At 59.5% G+C, this 21432-nt stretch carries 22 protein-coding genes; 9 read left to right on the plus strand and 13 right to left on the minus strand.

The annotated features are described in order from the left end of the window. Positions 1-87: 87 nt before the first annotated feature. Positions 88-2715 carry a sensor domain-containing protein gene (locus D3871_RS01450; protein ID WP_119767294.1) on the minus strand — a complete coding sequence of 876 codons (2628 nt, stop codon included), beginning with the start codon at positions 2713-2715 and terminating at the stop codon, positions 88-90. Positions 2716-2908: 193 nt separating this feature from the next. Between D3871_RS01450 and D3871_RS01455 the strand changes: the two genes are divergently transcribed. Both D3871_RS01455 and D3871_RS01460 read left to right on the plus strand, forming a co-directional pair. Continuing rightward, positions 2909-4045, plus strand: a complete 1137-nt coding sequence (locus D3871_RS01455; RefSeq protein ID WP_119767295.1) for a metallophosphoesterase — start codon at positions 2909-2911, stop codon at positions 4043-4045. Positions 4046-4333: 288 nt separating this feature from the next. After that, positions 4334-5044 carry a hypothetical protein gene (locus D3871_RS01460; protein WP_119767296.1) on the plus strand — a complete coding sequence of 237 codons (711 nt, stop codon included), beginning with the start codon at positions 4334-4336 and terminating at the stop codon, positions 5042-5044. A 59-nt stretch (positions 5045-5103) separates the two neighbouring features. Here the strand turns inward: D3871_RS01460 and D3871_RS30100 are convergent, their stop codons facing one another. Next, entirely contained in the window at positions 5104-5259 is a 156-nt protein-coding gene (locus D3871_RS30100) for a hypothetical protein (RefSeq protein WP_158597845.1), read from the minus strand. A gap of 38 nt (positions 5260-5297) precedes the next feature. On the opposite strand from D3871_RS30100, the gene D3871_RS01465 reads away from it, so the two are divergent. After that, positions 5298-6311, plus strand: a complete 1014-nt coding sequence (locus D3871_RS01465) for an AI-2E family transporter (protein WP_119767297.1) — start codon at positions 5298-5300, stop codon at positions 6309-6311. Positions 6312-6407: 96 nt separating this feature from the next. Continuing rightward, on the plus strand, positions 6408-6683 hold the full coding sequence (locus D3871_RS01470; RefSeq protein ID WP_233575478.1) for a hypothetical protein: 276 nt from the start codon (positions 6408-6410) through the stop codon (positions 6681-6683). A gap of 91 nt (positions 6684-6774) precedes the next feature. Here the strand turns inward: D3871_RS01470 and D3871_RS01475 are convergent, their stop codons facing one another. After that, positions 6775-7908 (minus strand): sensor domain-containing diguanylate cyclase, encoded by a 1134-nt coding sequence (locus tag D3871_RS01475; protein ID WP_119767298.1) that lies wholly within the window; start codon positions 7906-7908, stop codon positions 6775-6777. Positions 7909-8049: 141 nt separating this feature from the next. Continuing rightward, complete coding sequence (locus tag D3871_RS01480) at positions 8050-8649, minus strand: short chain dehydrogenase (protein ID WP_119767299.1); 600 nt, start codon at positions 8647-8649, stop codon at positions 8050-8052. Positions 8650-8783: 134 nt separating this feature from the next. Between D3871_RS01480 and D3871_RS01485 the strand changes: the two genes are divergently transcribed. Continuing rightward, entirely contained in the window at positions 8784-9683 is a 900-nt protein-coding gene (locus tag D3871_RS01485; protein WP_119767300.1) for a LysR family transcriptional regulator, read from the plus strand. 94 nt (positions 9684-9777) lie between these two features. On the opposite strand, the gene D3871_RS01490 is transcribed toward D3871_RS01485, so the two are convergent. Next, entirely contained in the window at positions 9778-10116 is a 339-nt protein-coding gene (locus tag D3871_RS01490) for a hypothetical protein (protein ID WP_119767301.1), read from the minus strand. Positions 10117-10273: 157 nt separating this feature from the next. Between D3871_RS01490 and D3871_RS01495 the strand changes: the two genes are divergently transcribed. Further along, on the plus strand, positions 10274-11254 hold the full coding sequence (locus tag D3871_RS01495) for a 2-dehydropantoate 2-reductase (protein WP_119769813.1): 981 nt from the start codon (positions 10274-10276) through the stop codon (positions 11252-11254). A gap of 30 nt (positions 11255-11284) precedes the next feature. On the opposite strand, the gene D3871_RS30460 is transcribed toward D3871_RS01495, so the two are convergent. Then, a complete protein-coding gene (locus D3871_RS30460; RefSeq protein ID WP_199724713.1) occupies positions 11285-11662 on the minus strand; it encodes a hypothetical protein in 378 nt (125 codons plus the stop codon). An 83-nt stretch (positions 11663-11745) separates the two neighbouring features. Further along, the gene (locus D3871_RS01505) at positions 11746-12363 is read right to left on the minus strand and encodes a 3'-5' exonuclease (RefSeq protein WP_119767302.1); all 618 of its coding nucleotides are present in this window, start codon (positions 12361-12363) and stop codon (positions 11746-11748) included. A gap of 332 nt (positions 12364-12695) precedes the next feature. Here D3871_RS01505 and D3871_RS01510 point away from each other — a divergent pair, with 332 nt between their 5' ends. The 3 genes from D3871_RS01510 (at position 12696) to D3871_RS01520 (ending at position 15814) form a co-directional block, all read left to right on the plus strand. Further along, positions 12696-13355 (plus strand): c-type cytochrome, encoded by a 660-nt coding sequence (locus tag D3871_RS01510; RefSeq protein ID WP_119767303.1) that lies wholly within the window; start codon positions 12696-12698, stop codon positions 13353-13355. 9 nt (positions 13356-13364) lie between these two features. Then, the gene (locus D3871_RS01515) at positions 13365-14648 is read left to right on the plus strand and encodes a c-type cytochrome (RefSeq protein ID WP_119767304.1); all 1284 of its coding nucleotides are present in this window, start codon (positions 13365-13367) and stop codon (positions 14646-14648) included. 92 nt (positions 14649-14740) lie between these two features. Next, complete coding sequence (locus D3871_RS01520) at positions 14741-15814, plus strand: 3-deoxy-7-phosphoheptulonate synthase (RefSeq protein ID WP_119767305.1); 1074 nt, start codon at positions 14741-14743, stop codon at positions 15812-15814. A gap of 24 nt (positions 15815-15838) precedes the next feature. On the opposite strand, the gene D3871_RS01525 is transcribed toward D3871_RS01520, so the two are convergent. From D3871_RS01525 to D3871_RS01550, 6 genes are all read right to left on the minus strand, one after another. After that, positions 15839-16540 (minus strand): SOS response-associated peptidase, encoded by a 702-nt coding sequence (locus D3871_RS01525; RefSeq protein ID WP_119767306.1) that lies wholly within the window; start codon positions 16538-16540, stop codon positions 15839-15841. Between the two features lie 306 nt (positions 16541-16846). Beyond that, positions 16847-17650 (minus strand): phosphonate ABC transporter, permease protein PhnE, encoded by an 804-nt coding sequence (phnE, locus tag D3871_RS01530; RefSeq protein ID WP_119767307.1) that lies wholly within the window; start codon positions 17648-17650, stop codon positions 16847-16849. Next, entirely contained in the window at positions 17647-18486 is an 840-nt protein-coding gene (locus D3871_RS01535; protein ID WP_119767308.1) for a PhnE/PtxC family ABC transporter permease, read from the minus strand. Before D3871_RS01535 ends, phnE begins: the two co-directional genes overlap by 4 nt. A 5-nt stretch (positions 18487-18491) precedes the next feature. Beyond that, positions 18492-19337 carry a phosphonate ABC transporter ATP-binding protein gene (locus D3871_RS01540; protein ID WP_119767309.1) on the minus strand — a complete coding sequence of 282 codons (846 nt, stop codon included), beginning with the start codon at positions 19335-19337 and terminating at the stop codon, positions 18492-18494. After that, positions 19337-20188: a putative selenate ABC transporter substrate-binding protein gene (locus D3871_RS01545; RefSeq protein WP_119769814.1), complete on the minus strand. Its 852-nt coding sequence runs from the start codon at positions 20186-20188 to the stop codon at positions 19337-19339. The genes D3871_RS01540 and D3871_RS01545 overlap by 1 nt, the downstream gene beginning before the upstream one ends. 417 nt (positions 20189-20605) lie before the next feature. Then, a complete protein-coding gene (locus D3871_RS01550; RefSeq protein ID WP_119767310.1) occupies positions 20606-21283 on the minus strand; it encodes a type 1 glutamine amidotransferase domain-containing protein in 678 nt (225 codons plus the stop codon). Positions 21284-21432: the final 149 nt, after the last annotated feature.

Genomic DNA, 21432 nt, shown 5'->3' on the forward strand with positions numbered 1-21432 from the left:
TGTCTCCTGCGCTTCGTCCGGCCGTTTGCCGCAGTGGTGTCGCGAGAATGCGCGTTTTAAATTACCTTGCGCGCAAATCGGTGCGCGTCAATGCATGCCGTCGCGTGTGTCCGGCAACGTCTTGTGCTGTTGATCGATCAGCATGCGTTCAAACCATTCGGCCGGAGCCGGCCTGGAAAACAGATAGCCCTGTCCGAAGTCGCAGCCGGCGGCGGTGAGCAGGTCGCGCTGTTCCTGAGTTTCGATGCCTTCGGCGATCACTTTTAATCCCAGGCGGTGCGCCATCATGATGATCGATTCGGCAATCGCACGGTCGCCTTCATTGACCGTCATGTCGCGCACGAAGGACTGGTCGATCTTCAGGTAATCGATGTCGAATTTTTTCAGGTAAGCCATCGACGAATAGCCTGTTCCGAAGTCGTCAAGCGCGACCTGCATGCCGGCGTCGCGGTATTCCAGCAGCTTGTCGGCGACTGTCTGCGACGCATTGAGCAACAGGCCTTCGGTGATTTCGACGGCAATGCTTTGTCCGGACAATCCGACATGGCGCAGATAGCTGGCCCAGTTGATGTCTTCCGAGTGTGACAGAAACTGCACTGGCGACTTGTTGACGCCGATCTGGAACGGCGTGCCGAGTATCTTGCTCCAGCGTTCGGAACACGCGGCGGCCTGGGTAAAGACCCAGTTGCCGATGTCATGGATCATGCCCGATTCCTCTGCCAGCGGAATGAAACGCGACGGATCGACCGGGCCCAGTCCCGGATGATGCCAGCGCAGCAATGCCTCGGCCTTGACGATGCAGCCGCTCGTCAGATCCACGACCGGCTGGTAATGCACTTTCAATTGGCCGGCATTCAACGCATGCCGCAGGTCGCCCGACAGCCGTAGCCGATGGTGCGCTTCTTCCTGCATCGAACGGGTGAAATAACTGAACTGGTTGCGTCCCGCCTGCTTGGCGACGTACATTGCCTGATCGGCGTTGCGCACCAATTCTTCCGGCGTGGCGGCATCGGCCGGATACATCGTGATGCCGACACTGCCGGACAGATACGCAACTTCCTTGCCGAGGCGAAAAGGCTCGGCAAGCGCCGCCAGGATCTTTTGCGCGATGCCTTCGACATGCGCCATCGTGTCAAGCTCGGTGAGGATCACCGTGAATTCATCGCCGCCCAGGCGCGCGACGGTATCCGAGTGGCGTACGCAATCGCCCAGCCGCCGTGCGGCCTGGGTCAGCAGCAGGTCGCCGATATCGTGACCGAGCAAGTCGTTCACTTCCTTGAAGCGGTCCAGGTCGATGAACAGCAAGGCCACATGTTTGCCGCTGCGCTGCGCTTTCCTGACCTCGTTTTCCAGCCGGTCGCGAAACAGGCGGCGGTTCGGCAAGCCGGTCAGCGCGTCGAAATTGGCATGGTGCCAGATCCGCTCCTCCGATTGCCGCTTTTCCGACACATCGGTCATTGTGCCTGTCATGCGCAGCGGGCGGCCCTCGCTATCGCGTGCGACCACCACCGCGCGCGATAGCATCCATTTCGAGCTGCCATCCTTGCACTGCAGCCGGTATTCGCGCGAAAAGGATGAATCCTTGCCATCGAGGCAGGCTTGCAGTGCAAACAAGGTCGGTTCGCGATCGTCCGGATAAATGCGACTTTCCCATTCATCGACGCTAGTAGAAATCTCCTCTTCGCCATACCCGAGCATTTCCTTCCAGCGGCGCGAATACGTCACTTCGTTGCGCACGATGTTCCAGTCCCAGATGCCGTCACCCGAACCTTCAAGCGCCAGCCGCAAGCGCTGATTGGAGGCGCGCAATTCATCGCGTGTGCGCATCGTTTCGCTCACGTCCTGCCCCTGCACGAAGATGCCCGAGACCCTTCCATCGTCTTCCACAATGGGCTGGAAGATGAAATCGACATACAGTTCTTCCAGCGGTCCGTCCTGGCCTCGCTGCACGATGACCTGCGACGCATGTCCGACGTATTCGGTGCCGCTTGCATACACGCGGTCGAGCAAGTCGACATAGCCGCGCGCCTCGGTTTCGGTGAGCACGTCGCGTATCGGCTTGCCGATCACATCGGTTTTGCGGAACAGTTCATGGTATGCGGCATTAGCCAGTTCGAATACATGTTCGGGACCGCGCAAAATGGCGATGAACGCGGGCGCATGATCGAACAGGCGGCGCAAGGTCGTCAGCTCCGCATCGAGGTTGCGGTTTTTGGTTTCCAGTGCCTGCGAGCGCCGGAATATGTTGCCGCGTACATGCAACAGCGCGTTCGATTCCAGTTCTGCTTTCTTGGCTGCCTGCTTCAGTTTCAGCATATCGGTAATGTCCACCGGATTCTGAATCAGGAATTCCACCTTGCCATCGGCATCGAGTATCGGCGTGTGGATAACGCTCCAGTAACGTTCTTCAAAGGTCTGTCCATGGGCCGTTGCGCAAGGCACGCCGTAACGGATCATGGAAATGAAATCGGCCTTGCCGGTTTTCAATGCGCGTTCAAGCGACTCGGTCAGCAGCGCAAGGTTGCGGTACTCGGTAATGGCAGGATTATCAGGAAACGCTGCACCGACATGCAGCCCGACGATATCTTCGCGCCTCCTGCCTACCGCTTGCAGATAAGCGTCATTGGCATCAATGATGATGAATTCCTTCGACAGGCACAGATAAAGATTGGGCGCCACGCGCAACGCGGTTTTGTAATCGAACTGTAGGGTCATTGCGGGTACCGGCGCCGTGTTCGAGCAGCGATGCAATATTGCGTTGAAACATCAAATTGCGCGGCTGCTCTGAAGAAAAGACAAAGTGACAATCATTGTAGATTGCTATGCATGCGTCGCGGTTCCCTGCAAGCATTGACATTCTCCTGCTCGCCCCTACATAGAGTCCACTGTTCACTTTTCGGTAAGCATCATGCGCGTGCGATCGTCTGCAGTTGTCGTGGTATCCATGCTGGCATTGCTGCATGCCTATATCGGCTGGCGCATTCTGCCGGCACTGCCTGTGCCTTCCTTGGTGGAGGGAGTCGGCATCGCATTGCTGCTGTTATCGTGTGCCTTGGTCCCTGCGGGTATGCTCGCACATGTCATTGTCCGCCCGCCGCTCGCGGATCGACTGTCGTGGGCCGGCATGCTGGTGCTCGGCATGTTTTCTTCATTGTTTGTACTCACTTTGCTGCGCGACCTGATGTTGTCGGCATCAGGTTTGTTTGGTGTGCATGGTGCTGAGCTGACGACATGGTCCGCAGTCGCCGTGCCTTCGCTGGCGGCATTGGCGACACTGATCGGTTTTTTCAACGCGCGGCGCGTGGCGCGGGTAGTGGATGTCGAAGTGCCCATCGACAACCTGCCAGAGGCTTTGCACGGCTTTACGATTGCGCAGATCAGCGATATCCATGTCGGGCCGACCATCAAGCGCGGCTACCTCGATGCGATCGTCGATCGCGTGAATACTTTGCAAGCCGATGCAGTTGCCGTCACTGGCGACCTGGTCGATGGCAGCGTGCGCAATCTTGCACCGCATACCGCGCCGCTGGCACGGCTGGCGGCACGTCACGGCGCATATTTTGTCACCGGCAATCATGAGTATTATTCGAATGCACATGCCTGGATCGATGAAGTGCGCAGGCTCGGCCTGACGGTACTGATGAATGAACATGTGGTCCTGCCGCATGACGGCGCTGCGGTGCTGCTCGCCGGCGTCAACGATTTCACCGCCCATCATTTCGATGCTTCCCATCGCAGCGATCCGCGCGCGGCATTGGCTGGCGCGCCCGCCGATGTCGGCGTCAAGATTTTGCTGGCGCATCAGCCGCGCAGTGCCCCGGCGGCAGCCGAAGCGGGCTTCGACCTCCAGTTGTCCGGTCATACGCATGGCGGGCAGTTTTTTCCGTGGAATTTTTTCGTGCCCATGCAGCAGCCGTACGTGGCAGGGCTCAACCGCTTGAAAAAGCTGTGGGTTTATACCAGCCGCGGCACCGGCTACTGGGGACCGCCGAAACGCTTCGGCGCGCCGTCCGAAATCACCCGCGTCACACTGGTTAGGTCATAACGACTGAAGCTTGGGCCGGCGGCGAATCGGCTGGGTCTGGTTGTGCAGTGGGCCAGCTTGCATTGTGGCGTAAAAGAAATCTCTCTTAAAGCTCATCCCGCACTGCAACAAGTAGAAACAAATCACCCGTCAAACATACTCTAAGCTAACGAACCTGCTTCCTAAAAGCAGGTCGAAACCCGGCAAGCCAACGCCGCATGGCTGTCGCGCCTACCTATGCGCGACAGCCATGCCCCGGTCCACGGCAGCAAACGGATTTGAATTGCGGAAACATGTAAGGAGATTGACGTGGGCATCCTAGGCAGCATCATGGGCAGGCGTGAGCCTGAGGTCGCATATCGCACGGTCGATGGAGGACACCCTGCCCCCTATCCGGACATGACGGATGAACAGCTCTATAACTACGAGATGACGTTCGACGTGCCGCGGCGCACATTCGATAAACCGCCGCATTCCATCAAGCCGAAGGAAGAGGAGCCAACCATACGACGCGAACTCAAGACGGAGATACGGGCCGAACCGCGCATGGAGCCGCGCGCACGACAGACCGAAACGGCATTCGACGCGCCACGCTATACCGCGCGCCCGACGCAGGGTAGCGACAACATGCGTGAACCGGCGTCGGTATTTACCCAGGCCGCTACGCCGGCGGCCGCACGCACGCTAGACTTGAGCAAGCCGGTACGGCTGACGACGACCAAGCAGTCGGTGGAAATCATTACGACCCGCGCACGGCATCCGGTCTACAAAGTGCATGGCTATATAGGCGACGATGATGTGGTGACGGTATTCACGATCGATGGACGGCTGTCGGAAAACGGTTTTCCCTATCTGGAAAACATTCCGACCAAGCAGCAATTGCATGTCAATATATATCCGAATCCCGACAACCATAGCCGCGACCGTTATCTGCTGACACAGCATGCGAGCCGGGACGAGGCGGACGCCGAGGCGCGGCCCGGAAGACTCGCTTGCGTGCCGGTGCAGTTCAATGCGTGATCTCCGGCTACGATCCTCCGGCTTCGCTCAAGCTCGCTCTTCCGTGGTGAACAAGGTCTTCAGTTCACGCGGTTGCGACCGCCAGTACCGGGACGGCGCATCGACCTGCGCTGCAAGGCGGCGCCATCTGGCGCAACCGGCGTCTCGGCAGCCTGCGTAAATGGCGGCACGACGGTGTAAAAGGTCTTCAGCCATCGGCCGCCTGATGATCGCATGCGTTTTTCCATAAGAAAGCAAAACATAACCTACAGCCATGGCCGTTCCTAGCAAGTCCCAGCTAATCATTCTTGCCTCCTATTTGCTGGCGGGAGCTGCATTGCTGCTGGTGCTGCTAAAAGGTTTGCTGGCGGCCCTGTTTTCCGGCCTGCTCGTGTATGCGCTGGTGCATGTGCTGTCGCCGCCGTTGGCGCGCAATATCAGTGACCACCGTGCGCGCATGCTGGCGGTGATCATCCTCGGCAGTGTGATCGTGCTGTTGCTGTCGCTTGCAGTCTGGGGGGCAATCAGCTTTTTTCAAAGCGATGCCGGTAACCTTGGCGTACTGATGCAAAAGATGGCCGACATCATCGAAGCCTCGCGCGACCAGATGCCGCCCTGGCTCAAGGACAGTATTCCGGCCAGCGCAGAAGCGATCCGCGAAACGATTACCGCCTGGCTGCGCGCCCATGCATCGCAGGCGCAAACAATCGGGCAGCAAGCCGGCCGTACTGTCGCCCATTTATTGATCGGCATGGCGATTGGCGCGATGGCGGCGTTGTACGACACCACCACGCCGCCCAATTACAAACCGCTCGCATCGGCCCTGCATGCGCGCGTGGTCAACCTGCATAGCGCCTTCCGCCAGATCGTGTTCGCCCAGGTGCGCATTGCCGCCATCAATGCCGCTTTTACCGCGATTTATCTGGTGGTGGTGTTGCCGCTCGCAGGTATTCATCTGCCGCTGACCAAGAGCATGATTGCGATTACCTTCGTCGCCGGCTTGCTGCCGGTGATCGGCAACCTGATTTCGAACACGGTGATCGTGATCGTCGGTCTGTCGCATTCACTGTCGATCGCATTGGCATCGCTGGTATTTTTGATCGTGATCCACAAGCTGGAATATTTTCTCAATGCGAAAATTATCGGCGCGCATATCAATGCGAAAGCATGGGAATTGCTCGCAGCAATGCTTGCCATGGAAGCGGTATTCGGATTGCCGGGGGTCATTGCCGCTCCGGTGTTTTATGCCTATGCGAAAAAAGAGCTCACCGATCGTGGCCTTGTTTGAGAAATATTCAAATCTGAAACTTCGGCAATTTGCCGCTATCCCATTGATACGGACCGGCACATCAGGTCCATGACGCATAGCTAACCGGAGAACCATATGTCGAATCTGAAGCGCACCCCTGCAGAGGATGAAAACCAGCAAGCGGCTTCATCGCATGGCAACAATTCGAAGTCGGTGACCCCGAAGGATGTATCGGCAGGCGATGCAGCGGCGCGCGATGTCCGCGAACGCAAGACCCGTTCGGCCGACAAGGCGGAAAAAGAGGAAGAGCAGATTGACGATGCGGTGGAATTGACTTTCCCTGCCAGCGATCCGATCGCGATTCCCAAGCCGGAAACCGAAGCCGACAAACGCAAAGCGGGCCGCGCCTGAGCCGGCCGCGCCTAAGCCGGCCGCGCCTGAAGTCGCGGTAAGCGTAGCGCCCGCAACGCAGATGGGTAGGTACCGGCCCATACGGTATGGACTAGGCGCGCGCACCGGTGTCAAACAATTGCCAGTTTCCCCTGCCGCGCCGCTTTGCCAGATACATTGCATTGTCGGCCGCCGTCAGCAGACGCTCGCCGTTTTCCGCATCGTGCGGGTACAGGCTGATGCCGATACTGGGAGTGATGTGGAGTTCATGGCCTTCGATCTGATAGGGTTGCGACAGCGCTTCCAGTACTTTTTGCGCAATGTCGCCGGCGGCCTTGGCGACATGGATTTCGGGCAGCACCAGCACGAATTCATCTCCACCGACGCGCGATACCGTATCGACCGCCCTTAGCAGGCCGCGCAAGCGCAGGGCGACCGCTTGCAGCAACAGATCACCGATGCGATGTCCCAAGCGATCGTTGACCGGCTTGAAGCAATCGAGATCGATGAATTGCACCGCGACCTGATGGCCATTGCGGCGCGCCATTTCCAATGCCTGTTCCAGCCTGTCTTCGAGCAGACGGCGATTGGGCAGGCCGGTGAGTGCATCGTGGTTTGCCAGGTAGCGGATCTGCTCTTCCGCTTGCAGGCGTTCCTGGATTTCGGCTTGCAGACGGGCGTTCGCCATGGCCAGCTCGGCTGTCCTTTCCTGTACCCGCAATTCCAGTTCATCGCGGGCACGCAGCAGCGCTTCCTGCGCATGCTTGCGATCGGTAATGTCTTCCGTGATGAAGATGGCGCCCTTGCTGCTGTCGCCGGGATCGACCAGGCGTCCCAGCATGCGGCACCAGAAAGTGCTACCGTCGCGGCGCGCCATCAAGACTTCGGTATCGAGCCGCTGGCCACTGCGCAGCGCCGGCGTCGCGATGCGTATCCAGTCGTCATAAGCGGCTTGGCTGGGGTACGTGATGCCGGCCGCCTGCCCGACCAGTTCATTGCTTTCCCAGCCGAACATATCGGAAAAACGGCGATTGCAATGCAGGAAAGTGCGGCGGCGGGTAAAGGCGATGCCGAGCGAAGCGTTATCGAGAATCGCCTGGTATTCCAGCAGCGTATCGCGGAGCTGGAGTTTGCCTTCCGACGGCGGATTGTGATTGATGCTTGCGGACAGGATAAGGCCTCCCGATGGACTCCCCGTTCCGTCTGCATGGATCTGATGGCACTGCCTGGCGACAGCGGGTGGCATACGGAACGCGCGGTTTATTTTTGGTGATTTTGCGCGACACCGTATCCTACTCTTTCTTTACTAAAATGGCGTTGCCAGATTTATATCGATCCCTGTACTTCGCATGGATGGGTGCGCCATCCATGCGAATCCGGCCGCTACTTACCAGACGCGATAGACGTTGCCTGTATGCAAGCCATCAACGCTTTTGACGTACGCTAGCGCCACGCGCCGCCCCGGCACCGGTTCGAAGCCATGGAAATACGGCCCGTAGTTATCCATTGATTCTTCCAGCACCGAGGGGTTGACCGCATTGATGCGTAGCCCGCGCGGCAATTCAATCGCCGCGGCGCGGACAAAGCCTTCAAGCGCGCCATTGACGGTGGCCGCGCTGGCGCCATAGCGTATCGGCTCGGCACCGACGATGCCGCTGGTCAGCGTGATCGAGCCGCCGTCGTTCAGATGGCGTTGCGCGGCCAGCGCTACATTGACCTGTCCCATCAGCTTGTGCTGCAAGCCGATATTGAATTGTTCCGGCGTAAAGTCGGCCAGCGGCCCGAAATGCACATTCCCCGCCGCGACCACCACGGCATCGGCCTTGCCGACCCGGTCGAACAGGGCTTCGACGCTGGCCAGGTTCGCAATATCCACCTGATATTGGCCACCGCTGTTGCCCACGCGGATCACTTCGTGACGTGCGGCGAGTTGTTCGGATACTGCCTGACCGATGGTGCCGGTGGCACCGATGACGATAACTTTCATGTTGTTCTCCATACGCGGGTAAGTGGGACTGCCGCATGTCGCTGCATGCGGCCAGTGAAGCCATTCTCCATTTGTTCAAAAAAGGAATAAATGAGGTAAGGTGAACAACATTACTAATCTATAGTTAGCAATCGATGGATAAGTTACGCAGCATGGAAATCTTTGTCGCGGTGGTCGACAGCGGCAGTTTTACCGCCGCCTCCGAGGCTTTCAACATTTCGCCGGTCATGGTCGGCAAGCATGTGCGGGACCTGGAAGAACGCCTGGGAGCACGACTGCTGACGCGTACCACCCGCCGCCAGAGCCTGACTGAAATCGGCCGGCAGTATGTCGAACGCTGCCGGCAGATCCTGGCCGATATCGCGGTTGCCGAATCCGGCGCCGAAGCGATGCGGGTAAGTCCGCGCGGCCTGCTCAGCATCAGCGCGCCGGTATCCTTCGGCTCGCAATTGATGGCGCCGGCAATTGCCGATTATCTCGCGCGCTATCCGGAGGTCAGCGTCGACCTCAACCTGAACGACCGGGTAGTCGATGTGGTCGACGAGGGAATCGATATCGCGGTCCGGATCGGCATACTCAATGATTCAACCCTGGTGGCGCGGCCGCTGAAGTCCTACCGCATGCTGATCTGTGCCTCATCCGATTACCTGGCGCGCGCCGGCACCCCGCGTACGCCGGAAGATCTTGCACGGCACCAGTGCCTGGATTTCATGCACTGGAACAAACAGGTACGCTGGAAACTCGCCGGCACCGGAGGTCATGCCGACGTTCCGGCCAGCCGCTTCCGTTCCAATAATGGACAGGCATTGCGCATGGCGGCCCTGCGCGGCTATGGGATTGTGATGCAGGCCGAAATCCTGCTGGGTGAAGATGTGCGCGCTGGGAGGCTGATACCTCTATTGGAAGAGTTTGTACCGGAGCCGCGTCCGATGCACCTGGTCTATCCGCGCGACCGGCAGCCTACACGCAAGCTGAGCACTTTCATCGACTTCATGCTGGAGCGCTTCGGATCGAATCCGATCGACGCGGAATAGAAAGGCGAAAAAAAAGCCGGCGATTAAGCCGGCTTGTGAACGTTGCGAATGAGGATTGGGAGATAATTCGCAACGACTTGCTGCTCAAGACAAATTATTCGAATTTGCCGCGTGCAAAAAAATTCATCAGCTTGTCGACTTCGCTGCGTTCTTCGTCGACCTTCATGCTGTTGATCAGCTTCTGGTATGCCTGGGGATCCGATGTTGCAAGTTCGGCGAATTCGAGGACCGACATCGGCTTATGTCCGGCGGCCGGCTGCACGGGCAGCGAATCGACCGTGACATTCTTGATCTGCGTGCCCGCTAGCCCCTGCAGTGGCAGCGTCGCAGGATCTTGAGCGGCGCCCGCGAGACCGATTGCCTGCATGATGTCCGGACTGCGCCAGCCGATGACGCAGAGGGATACGAGCAGCATGATCAACATGGTCTTCAAATTCTTCTCCGATGGATTGGGGCTGGTGCTTTGATCGTGCCGCGAAGTTATCACATTCAACCGAGCGCAACCATGCCATGAATATGTGATGCAGCCGTGCACGGCAAACGCGCACACTCCGCGCTACACTGCGCAATTCACTTGCGAGGGCAATCAGATGAAAGTCACTGTGTACGGCTTCGGCGCCATCGGTGGATTGATCGGTGCGCGCCTGGCTGCGGCCGGCTGTGAAGTCAGCGCGGTCGCACGCGGCGCAACGCTGGAGGCATTGCGCCGGCATGGCGCCCGCGTGCAAACCGCCGAAGGAATGGCGGCTATGCCGCTGCGTGCGGAACAAGATCCCGCGGCGCTCGGTGTGCAAGACTTGGTTATCGTTGCCGTCAAGGCTACTGCACTATCCGAAGTGGCACAGCAGATTGCACCGCTGATCGGATCGCACACCATCGTCATCACCGCAATGAACGGCGTGCCGTGGTGGTTCTTCGCGGCCGATGGTTTGCCTTATGCCGGCACCCGGCTGGCTTCGCTCGATCCGGACGGCGCATTGCTGCGCGCCGTGCCGGTTACGCAAGTGCTCGGTTGCGTGGTGCACCTGTCGAGTTCCTGTCCCGAGCCGGGACTGGTACGGCTCGGTTTCGGCAGCCGCCTGATTCTGGGTGAGCCTGGCGGCGGGGCTAGTGAGCGCGTGCAGCGTCTGGCCGCACTATTGACGAAGGCCGGTTTCCAGGCCGAGGCGAGTACCGATATCCGTACCGATATCTGGTACAAGTTGTGGGGCAACATGACAATGAATCCGGTGTCCGCGCTGACCGGCGCGACAGCAGACATGGTGCTCGATGATCCGTTGGTACGTGCATTCTGCCTGGCTGCGATGCAGGAAGCGGCAGCAATCGGTGAACGGATAGGCTGCCCAATTACGCAAAGCGGCGAAGACCGCATGCAGGTCACGCGTCAATTAGGCGCGTTCAAGACCTCGATGCTGCAGGATGCGGAAGCAGGCAAGGCGCTGGAGATCGATGCGCTGGTGACGGCCGTGCATGAAATCGGCAAGCTGGTGAACGTGCCGACGCCGACGATCGATGGCTTGCTTGGCCTGGTGCGCCTGTATGGCCGCACGCATCGACTCCATCCGGCCTGATGCGTGTACCGTCCGCAGGGCTCCATTGCATCAGCATTGCAGCAAGGCGCCGACGCTGCGGCAGGTTCTTCCCTCGGGCGATACATAGTTGCCGCCGCTGTTCAGATAACGAGTTCCGCCGCTCCAGCAACCGCCGGCATCGCAGCCGGTAACGGGTGCCGGGGCCGGCGGTCCGACCGGTTGCGGCGTCGCGATCACCGGCGGCGCGGGTACCGGCGCAGGCGCCGGAGGTTCCGGCATGCGCACGATGGTCGCGGGTACCGCGCGGCGCGTCACGGGTGGTTTGGTTCCGGAAGGGGCTTGCTGCGTATCGGTGGCGGGCAGGTCCTGTGGCAGGGGAGCGTCGGCTATCACAGCGGCTGCCGTAAAGGAGAATGCTGCAGCGATACAAACGTGAATGCGATTCATCGCGAAGTTCCAGCCAGACAGTTCAATTCAGTATCGGCGGCAAATCGCAATAAGCAAGCTGCACGCGCATTGCCGGCAAGCGGTCAGGCTGCCTGGCGGCGCAGAAAATCCGGCACCTTGGCGGCGCTCAATGCATTCACGCGCGACAGCAATTCGGTATCGACACATTCCAGACCGTAGTGGCGCTTCAAATGGTCACCGATATGCAGCAGTACATTGGCGCTGACTTCCGCATCCGCTTCGGCCCGGTGCGCCTTGCCTTGAAAGCGGATGCCGAGCGAGGACGACAGCGTGCCGAGCTTGTAACTGGGCAAGCCCGGAAACACGCGGCGCGACAGCTTCAGTGAACATACCAGACGCCGATGGCGCGGCATCATGCCGAGGTCGCGGCTTTCCGCAACCAGGAATTTTTCATCGAAACTCGCGTTATGTGCTGACAGCGCATGGTCGCCGATGAAGCGCAGCAGTTCAGGCACGACTTGCGATACGCATGGGGCAGTATCGACCATGCGCTGCGTGATGCCGGTTAGTTCCGTGATGAACGACGGAATGCGGACATGGCAATTCACCAATGACACATAACGGTCGACGATGCGCCCGTCATGGATCTTCAGCGCGGCGACTTCGGTAATGCGCGCACCGGCCGCCGGCGACAGGCCGGTGGTTTCAAAGTCGAGCATCACGATCGGTTCGTGGTACATGAAGGAGAGCAGTTATCGTTGCGGTCGGAGCGTTATAGCCCGGCAAACAACGACGACCATGGACAGTTGAAAGAAGATCAGATTTTACGGCAAGCATCGCCATGAAGCGATGTCGTAACGGCCATGAAGTCTTGCAGGCAAACTACCCAACGGAACCCGTTAGCACATGCAATGGTCTTTTTAACATGCGGATGTTTTCGGTCGGTCCATGTCATTCGCCAAGCTTGTCATTGCTTTAAAATTTCGCTGGTCTCTCTCTCGCATTCGCTATCTTGAAAACTTTCCTTTGCCGCTTTTTCCACCACCGCATAGGGGGGCTGGTCGTGATAAGCATGCTTGGCGTCAACGCAGCAGCGCAGGGAGGACCGAACGATGGGATTGCCAAGCGCGTGGCCCCCTGCATGACTTGCCATGGAAAGGAAGGTCGCGCCGCCAATGATGGCTACTATCCGCGCATTGCGGGAAAACCGGCGGGGTACCTGTACAACCAGTTGCTGAATTTTCGCGATGGCCGGCGCCAGCAGTATCCATTGATGGTTTACATGGTGCAGCACCTGTCGGACGACTATTTGCACGAGATGGCTGGCTTTTTCGCCGACCAGCATTTGCCTTATCCGTCGCCGCAAGCGGTCGGGGCATCCGCGGCCACGCTGGAACGCGGGCGTCACCTTGCGACGAAGGGCGATCCGGGCCGGAAGCTGCCCGCATGCATCGCCTGTCACGGCAATGCGTTGACCGGTGTGGCGCCGGCGATTCCGGGATTGCTCGGCTTGCCGCGCGACTATATCAATTCGCAATTCGGTGCATGGCGCGAAGGAACCCGGCGTGCGGCCGCGCCCGACTGCATGGCTGAGATTACCCGCCAGCTCAGCACCGAGGACATCAGCGCGGTATCCGCATGGCTGTCGGCTCAGCCGGTGCCGGCCGACGCAGTGCCCGTACGTTCGCTACCCGACAAGCCGCCGATCGCCTGCGGCAGCGTGCCGCAATAAGGGAAAAGCATGAAACGTATTCTGTCGCTGGTACTGGTCGTGCTGTTGGGCGCACTTGGCTTGACCGCTTATCTGGGCTTGCGTGAAGACGATGTCGGGGCGGCAGCGTCACCGACTGTCGTCAATGCGGAGGAAGTCGTCAAGCGCGGCGCTTACCTCGCACGCGCCGGCGACTGCATGGCCTGCCACACTACGCGCGGCGGTGCAGCCTATGCGGGCGGACGCGCCATTCAGACGCCGTTTGGCGCAATCCATGCGCCCAACATCACGTCCGACAAGGAAACCGGGCTCGGCAACTGGAGCGCCGACGACTTTTGGCGTGCCATTCATAACGGCAAATCGAAAGATGGAAAGCTGCTGTATCCCGCCTTTCCCTATCCAAACTACACCCGCATCACGCGTGCTGATTCCGATGCGATGTATGCGTATTTCCGTACCGTGACGCCGGTGCATCAGCCCAATCGCGAACCGGAGCTGCGCTTTCCATTCAATATGCGCTGGCTGCTGGTCGGCTGGCGCGCCTTGTATTTCCGCCCCGGTGTCTATGACACGCAGCCGCAGCAGAATGCCGAATGGAATCGCGGCGCTTATCTGGTGCAGGGACTCGGCCATTGCAGCGCCTGTCATGCGCCGCGTAATTTTCTCGGTGCCACCACCCGCGGCGATGACCTCAGCGGCGCCATGATTCCCATGCTGAACTGGTATGCAGCGTCGCTGACCGGTGAAAGCGGCGAAGGTCTCGACAAATGGGAAGTACAGCATATCGCCGATTTACTCAAGACCGGTGTGTCGATGCGTGGCGCTGCATCCGGGCCGATGGCGGAAGTGGTGCGCGAAAGCCTGCAACATCTGGACGCGAAAGACATCAGGGCGATGGCGGTCTACCTGAAATCCCTGCCGCAAAACGCGCAGCCGGAACAAACGCAGGCGCCGCCGCGCACGCCGGACACCGAACGCATGCTTGTACTCGGTGCATCGCTGTACGAAAAACATTGCGTCGAATGCCACAAGGCATCCGGTGCGGGCGAGCCGCCCGGTTATCCCGCGCTGTCAGGCAATCGCGCCTTGCTGCTGGCATCGCCGGTCAACCCGATCCGGGCGGTACTGCATGGCGGCTATCCGCCTAGCACGGCCGGCAATCCTCGTCCCTACGGCATGCCGCCGTTCAGCGCGATACTGAGCGACGATGAAGTCGCCGCGGTGGTTTCCTATGTGCGCAATAGCTGGGGTAATCAGGGGACGATGGTTTCGCCCGGCCTGGTCAATAACTATCGATCGATCGCGCTAGAGTAAGCGCTGCAGGTACACTATGGGGTTTTGACCGGGCCGGGCGAATTTCCCTGCCTACCTATCCCGTAACCATCGTTCCTGCCGCGCACACTGCCATGACCAGCTTCCACGTAGAAAACGTCAACGTCACCCGTTTCGACTCCATGCCCACACCGGAAGACTTGCATGCAAGCCTTCCACTGACCGACGCGGCCGGCATAGCGGTCACCAAGGGCCGCGAAGCGCTGCGCAATATTCTCGACCGCAAGGATTCGCGCCTGTTTGTCGTGGTCGGCCCCTGTTCAATCCATGATCCGGTCGCCGGCCTCGACTATGCGCGCCGTTTGAAAAAGCTGCAGGAAGAAGTAAAGGACACGCTAATGCTGGTCATGCGCGTCTATTTCGAAAAGCCGCGCACGACCACAGGCTGGAAGGGTTACATCAACGATCCCGACATGGATGACTCGTTCCATATCGAGCGCGGCATGGCCAACGCGCGCCAGTTCCTGCTCGATGTCTGCGAGCTGGGCTTGCCGACCGCTACCGAAGCGCTCGATCCGATTTCACCGCAGTTTCTCGGTGACCTGATCACCTGGACCGCGATCGGCGCGCGTACCACTGAGTCGCAAACCCACCGTGAAATGTCGTCCGGCCTGTCGACCCCGGTCGGTTTCAAGAACGGCACCGACGGCGATATCAGTATCGCGATCAATGCGATTCTGTCGGCATCGCATCCGCATTCCTTCCTTGGCATCAATGGCCATGGCAAGGTAGCGATCGTGCGCACCAGCGGCAACCGCTATGGACATGTGGTGCTGCGCGGCGGCGATGGCCGGCCCAATTACGATACGGTATCGGTCGCGATGGCCGAGCAGGCGCTGGCCAAAGCCAAGCTGCCGGCCAATATCGTGGTCGACTGCTCGCATGCGAACAGTTTCAAGAATCCGGAACTGCAGCCACTGGTGATGGCTGATGTGGTCAACCAGGTCAGGCTGGGCAGCAAGTCCCTGATCGGCGTGATGATCGAATCCAATATCGTGGCCGGCAAGCAATCGATTCCGGAAGACTTGTCTCAGTTGAAGTACGGCTGCTCTGTCACCGATGGCTGCGTGGACTGGGCAACCACCGAGAAAATGATTCGCGACGCGGATGCGATGCTGAAGGATGTGTTGCCGACCCGTCGCGGCTGACAAGTACACGTAAGTGCGGCCCAATCAGGCGGTGTCGTCATCGCCGATCGGCAGGATCAGGTGCGGGTCGTTATTGCCGACCCGATTCACATCGGTACTGACCCGGTACCATTCAAAGGTTTCGGGCGGCAACGCCATGGCACGGGCCAACTGCTCAGCCTGGTCCGGAGGCAAGCTGTGATCCATCCACATTTCCGCATCTTCCGCGGAAAACACGACCGGCCTGCGATCATGCACATCGACCAGGCCGCCTTCGGCAGCTGCAGTAACGATGACAAAGCCGGTATTTTCACCCGGTTCCTTGTCCGGCCGGTAACCGGTGATTGCGGCAAGGAACATCGGTCGGTCTTTTTTCAGGCGGATATACCAGGGTTGCTTGTGGCCTTTCTCGCCTGTCCATTCATACCAGCCATCGGCTGGAACGATCGCGCGTCCCGACTTCCAGAGCGGACGAAAATAGGGACCGGTTGCCGCCTTCTCCAGGCGCGCATTGATGGCAAGCGGAATTTTCTTCTCGGCAGCCCAGGAAGGACGATATCCCCAACTCACCGGGTCGATATGCTCGCGGTCGTCGCCGAAGCGATGCATCAGCCAGGGATGCGTGCCGGGCGCCACATTCCAGCTTGGACCGCGATCTGTGCCGAGCCGGCCGAAGTCGTCGACGTTCCAGCCCATTTCACGGGCATAGGCGACTTGCGATTGATGTTGGGTTATCCGTCCGCACATGAAAATAGTGTAACCATAAATGCGTTCAGCCGCGCGCAAAGCCGTACAGCATCGCGGCATTGAACGACACGATAATGGCGACGACCAGCCAGACTAAGCTTCGGGCTTGCAATAACTATTTTGAGGACGGGCTTAGGAACGTGCACGAAATAATTTCCCGATTTGGTCCACGTCCGACGGGCGCGCTGCAGCGTTGCTCGGCGTCGCCATAGCTCGCTATGACTCCTTCTCGCGCCCCTCGGCGGACCCCTTGCAACGCATCCCGTCGGACGCGTCCAAATCGGTAACTTATTCCGTACACATTCCTTAGCGCATCATGGCGCGCCGCAGTGCAAAGCTGAACGCGTCGACCATCGCTACCAGCAACAGCATGGCGATGATGACCGTGGCCGCTTGATGCATCTGGAAAAGAGAGAGATGGTATTTGAGCATTTGTCCCAGCCCACCGGCACCGACCACGCCGAGAATCGCCGCAGCGCGGATATTGTTTTCCCACCGATAGAGCGTGTACGACATCATTTGCGGAATAGCCTGCGGCAATGTCGCGTAAAAGAAAGCGGCCATGGCGGAGCTGCCATTGATGCGCAAGACCGCCTCGGGTTGCGGCGAGGTGTTTTCCAGCGCATCGGCAAACAGGCGGCCGAGCACGCCGCTGGTATGCAAGGCCAGCGCAAGCGTGCCGGCGAACGGGCCGAGGCCGGCTGCCACCAGCAAGATCGACGCCCATACCAGTTCCGGAATCGAACGCGATGCATTGAGCAGCATGCGCGTTGCCGCCCGTGCCGCCGCGCCGAATCTGCCACTCGCGGGCAAGGCGAGTGCAATGCCCGCCAAGGCTGCGAGCAAAGTGCCGAGCGCGGACATTGCCAGCGTCTCGGCTGTGCCGTTGCCGACCTTGCGCAAAAAGTTAGGCGCCATTTCCGGCGGTGCGAAACCCTGCAGAAAATCGCTGGTCGTGCGCACTGCGTCGAGGGTAAAGAACGCACGCCACTGCAACGGCAGCGTGGCAAAGCTGGCGACCACCAAGGCCAGCAAGCCGAACAAGAGCAGCAAGGTGGATGCACGCAGCAATGGTGGCGGGGCCGGCATCGCGCGATGGTCCAGCTTCATGCAAGCCTCCGTCGCAACATCTTGCTGACGCCGTCCGCGCCGGCCACGAGCAGAATGAAAATGATCAGCATCGTGGCGACCTCGCCGCCGGCCAGCATCTTCATCGATTCATCCATGCGCTGGCCCAGCCCGCCCGCACCGACGAAACCCATGACCACCGAGCCGCGTATTGCGCATTCCCAGCGATAGACGGTGTACGACACCAGTTCCGATGCCGAGTCCGGCAAGGCGCCATAAAACAGCGCGGCAACACGGCTGCTGCCGTTATGCAGCAGCATGTCGGTCGCATGCGGATCGGATGACTCCAGGATTTCTGCGTACACCTTGCCGAGCATGCCGCAGTAAGTCAGCGCAATTGCCAATACTCCGGCAGTCGGACCGAGGCCAGCGATGCGCACCAGCAGCAGTGCCCATACCAATTCCGGCACGCTGCGCAACAGGATCAGCAGCCAGCGCACGCCTTGCCGCACAATGCGGCCGGCAAGGCCGATGCGTCCGGTACCCAGGCGCGACACCGATAACCGTTCCGTGACGACCAGCGTCAGCGGTATGGCGCCGCATAAGGCGAGTGCCATGCCGGCAGTGGCCATGGCGACGGTTTGCCAAGTCGCTTCCGCCGCCAGCAAGAGAAATTCACGGGAATGTGCAGGCGGCAGGAACGACATCAGAAAATTCCCGGTCGCCTGCAGGCTTTGCGTATCGAACAATATCCATGGCTTGAATTCGCTCCATACCAGCAGGGGCCACAGGATCATCAGCACGATGAACAGCGTCGCGATCCGGCCATGCCAGGCCGGGTCTTGAAACGCAATGGAATCGGAGCGGACGGAATTCATTGGTATTAATAACAGCCGGGGGCGAAATGACGCGGCGCAGCGCCTTCTCCGTTCGGGCCGCAGACGAACGCATCGTCCTGCGCCTCAGTGGCGGACGTGCCGGACTCGGACTGGTCATACAGCGCGGCGATCATGCGATCGCTGACTTCGGCGCGAGGTGCGTCGAATATGATGCGGCCGGCGCGCAAGCCGACAATGCGTGGAAAATGCGCACGCGCGAGTTCGACCTGGTGCAGGCTGCATACCAGGCTCGCATTGCGCGCAGAGGCTTCTTGTTGCAATACGGAGAGCGTTTGCCGCGCCAGCGTAGGATCGAGTGCGGACAGCGGTTCGTCGACCAGCAGCGCTTCCGCCTGCGATACCAAGAGGCGCGCAAGGCTGCAGCGTTGGCGTTCGCCGCCCGAGAGATGGTCGACGCGCGCATACAATTTGTCTTGCAGATTAAAGCGGGCGAGGGCATCGAATGCGGCACGCGGATCGGCCGGTTTGAACAGCGACACCAGCGCCTGCGTCAGCGTCCAGTGCGGCAGGCGTCCAGCCAGCACTGCAGTGACCACGCGCTGACGCGGAGGCAGTGGTGGCGTCTGAGGCGCCAGGAACAGACGCGTGCGCAAGCCGTGCCGCTGTGCCGACGACAGTGCCCATGGTTCGGCATCGAACGCGCGAAAGCTGCCATTTTCCGGCGAACGTGCCAGCGCAAGCGTGTGCAGCAATGTCGTCTTGCCGGCGCCGGACGGACCGATCAGCGCGAGCTGTTCGCCGCGCGCGATCGAAAGCGTAATATCCGACAGGGCGTGTTGCGGCAATGACGGTGCGTAGCGCACCGATACGCCGCTCAACTCGAAGCTCATTACTTCAACAGTCCTGCTTGTTGTGCCGCCCTCTCGATCGACTCATAGTTTTCCGGCTTGGTTGGAATGAAGCGCGTTGCACGTTGCAATTCGAGGATTTCCTTGCCTTGCGGGTCGTTCTTGTCGAGCGCAAGGAAGGCATCGGTCAGTTTCTTGCGCATCGCAGGGTTCATGTCGGCGCGCACGGTCCAGTTGTAATCGTAATAGCCGGGCGTGGTGTAGAACACGCGTACTGCATTGCTGTCGACCTTGCCTTGCGAAAGCAGTTTTTCCCATACCGAGATATTCAATGCGCCGGCATCGACCTTGCCGCCCGCAACCGCCGCAACGGTCGCATCATGCGCGCCGGAGAACGCAATGCGCTTCATGTCGGTATCGGGATTGATGTTGGCGCTCAACAGATAAAAGCGCGGCATCAAATGGCCGGAGGTGGAGGATTCCGATCCGAATGCGAAGGTCTTGCCCTTCAGGTCGTCGAGCTTGTTGATCGACTTGTTGGTGGTGATGAATACCGATTTGAATTTTTCATCTTCTTCGCGTTGCACCAGCGGCACGACCTTGCCGCCGCTGCGCACCTTGGCTTGTACGAAAGTGAAGCCGCCGAACCACACCATGTCGAGCTTGTTGTTGACCAAGCCTTCGACCGATGCGGCGTAATCCGTGACCGGCACGAACTCGACTTTCATGCCGAGCTTTTGTTCGAGATAGCTGCCCAGCGGCTTGAACTTGCGCTGCAGCTCGGTCGGCGCCTCGTCGGGAATCGCGGAGACGCGAAATACTTGCTGTGCCTGTGTCAGGCTTGCAAAGGCGAGGGTGGCAATAGCCAGGCTGAAGCGAATTATTGTTTTCATATAAGCAGAAGGTTCGGAGTGAAGAAGAGAAAGCTTGTGTGCGGCGGCGCTTTGCCAGTCCGGCAAGTCAGAAACGTGCGACAAAAGTGCACTGGCCGCCATGATAACAAAGTCGCCGCTTGGCTCCGACGCTGTTGGCGGACACGGACTGTCCGGCAGGAATTTTCGCGGGCGCGGCCTCTCTTAGACGATCCTGTGCCGCCACGCGCGATATTTCCCCGTGGATGACACAGCGTCACATCCATGCCCTGATCGCCTTAGGAATGTGTACGGAATAAGTTACCGATTTGAACGCGTCCGACGGGATGCGATGCAAGGCGCGAGAAGGAGTCATAGCGAGCTATGGCGACGCCGAGCAACGCTGCAGCGCGCCCGTCGGACGTGGATCAAATCGGGAAATTATTTCGTGCACGTTCCTTACTGCAGCAGCTTCAGGGTGGCGCGTGCCGCTTCTTCGGAGGATGCCGGATTTTGTCCGGTCACAACATTGCTGTCGACCAGCACGTATGATGCCCAGTCCGGTCCCCGTGAAAACAAGCCGCCGCTTTTCTTCAGCGAATCTTCGACCAGGAAGGGAACCACCTTGGTCAATTGCACTGCTTCCTCTTCGGTATTGGTAAAGCCGGTGACGCGCTTGCCCTCGACCAGCGGGCGACCATTGTGCAGCTTTGCATGCCGGAACACGCCGGGCGCGTGACACACGGCGGTCACCGGCTTGCCGGCCGCATGCATGGCTTCGATCATCGTCAGCGAATCGCGGTCTTCCGATAGATCCCACAGCGGGCCATGGCCGCCTGGATAAAACACCGCATCGAATTCCTCATGGGATACGCTCGACAGCAGCACGGTATCGGCAAGCGCCTGCTGCACCTCCTTGTCCTGCCTGAAACGTTCGGTTGAAGGCGTCTGCGCATCGGGCGCATCGCTCTTCGGATCGAGCGGCGGCCGGCCGCCTTGCGGCGATGCCAGCGTGATTTTCGCTCCCGCATCCTTGAACACATAGTAAGGCGCGGCAAATTCTTCCAGCCAGAAACCGGTTTTCTTGCCGGTGTTTCCCAATTGGTCATGGGACGTCAGCACCATCAGGATATTCATCGCGATCCCCTTTGCTTGATATAGAGTCAACGTAGAGTGAGTGCAAGGAGCGAAAGTTCGGCCATGTAATGCAGCAACCTCGTCTGAGAGGGCTACCTTATCCGGGCGAAACGATGACCTGCAAGGTCATCGCGCTTCCCGCATAATGG

The sequence above is a fragment of the Noviherbaspirillum saxi genome (assembly GCF_003591035.1).
Lineage (GTDB): Bacteria > Pseudomonadota > Gammaproteobacteria > Burkholderiales > Burkholderiaceae_D > Noviherbaspirillum > Noviherbaspirillum saxi.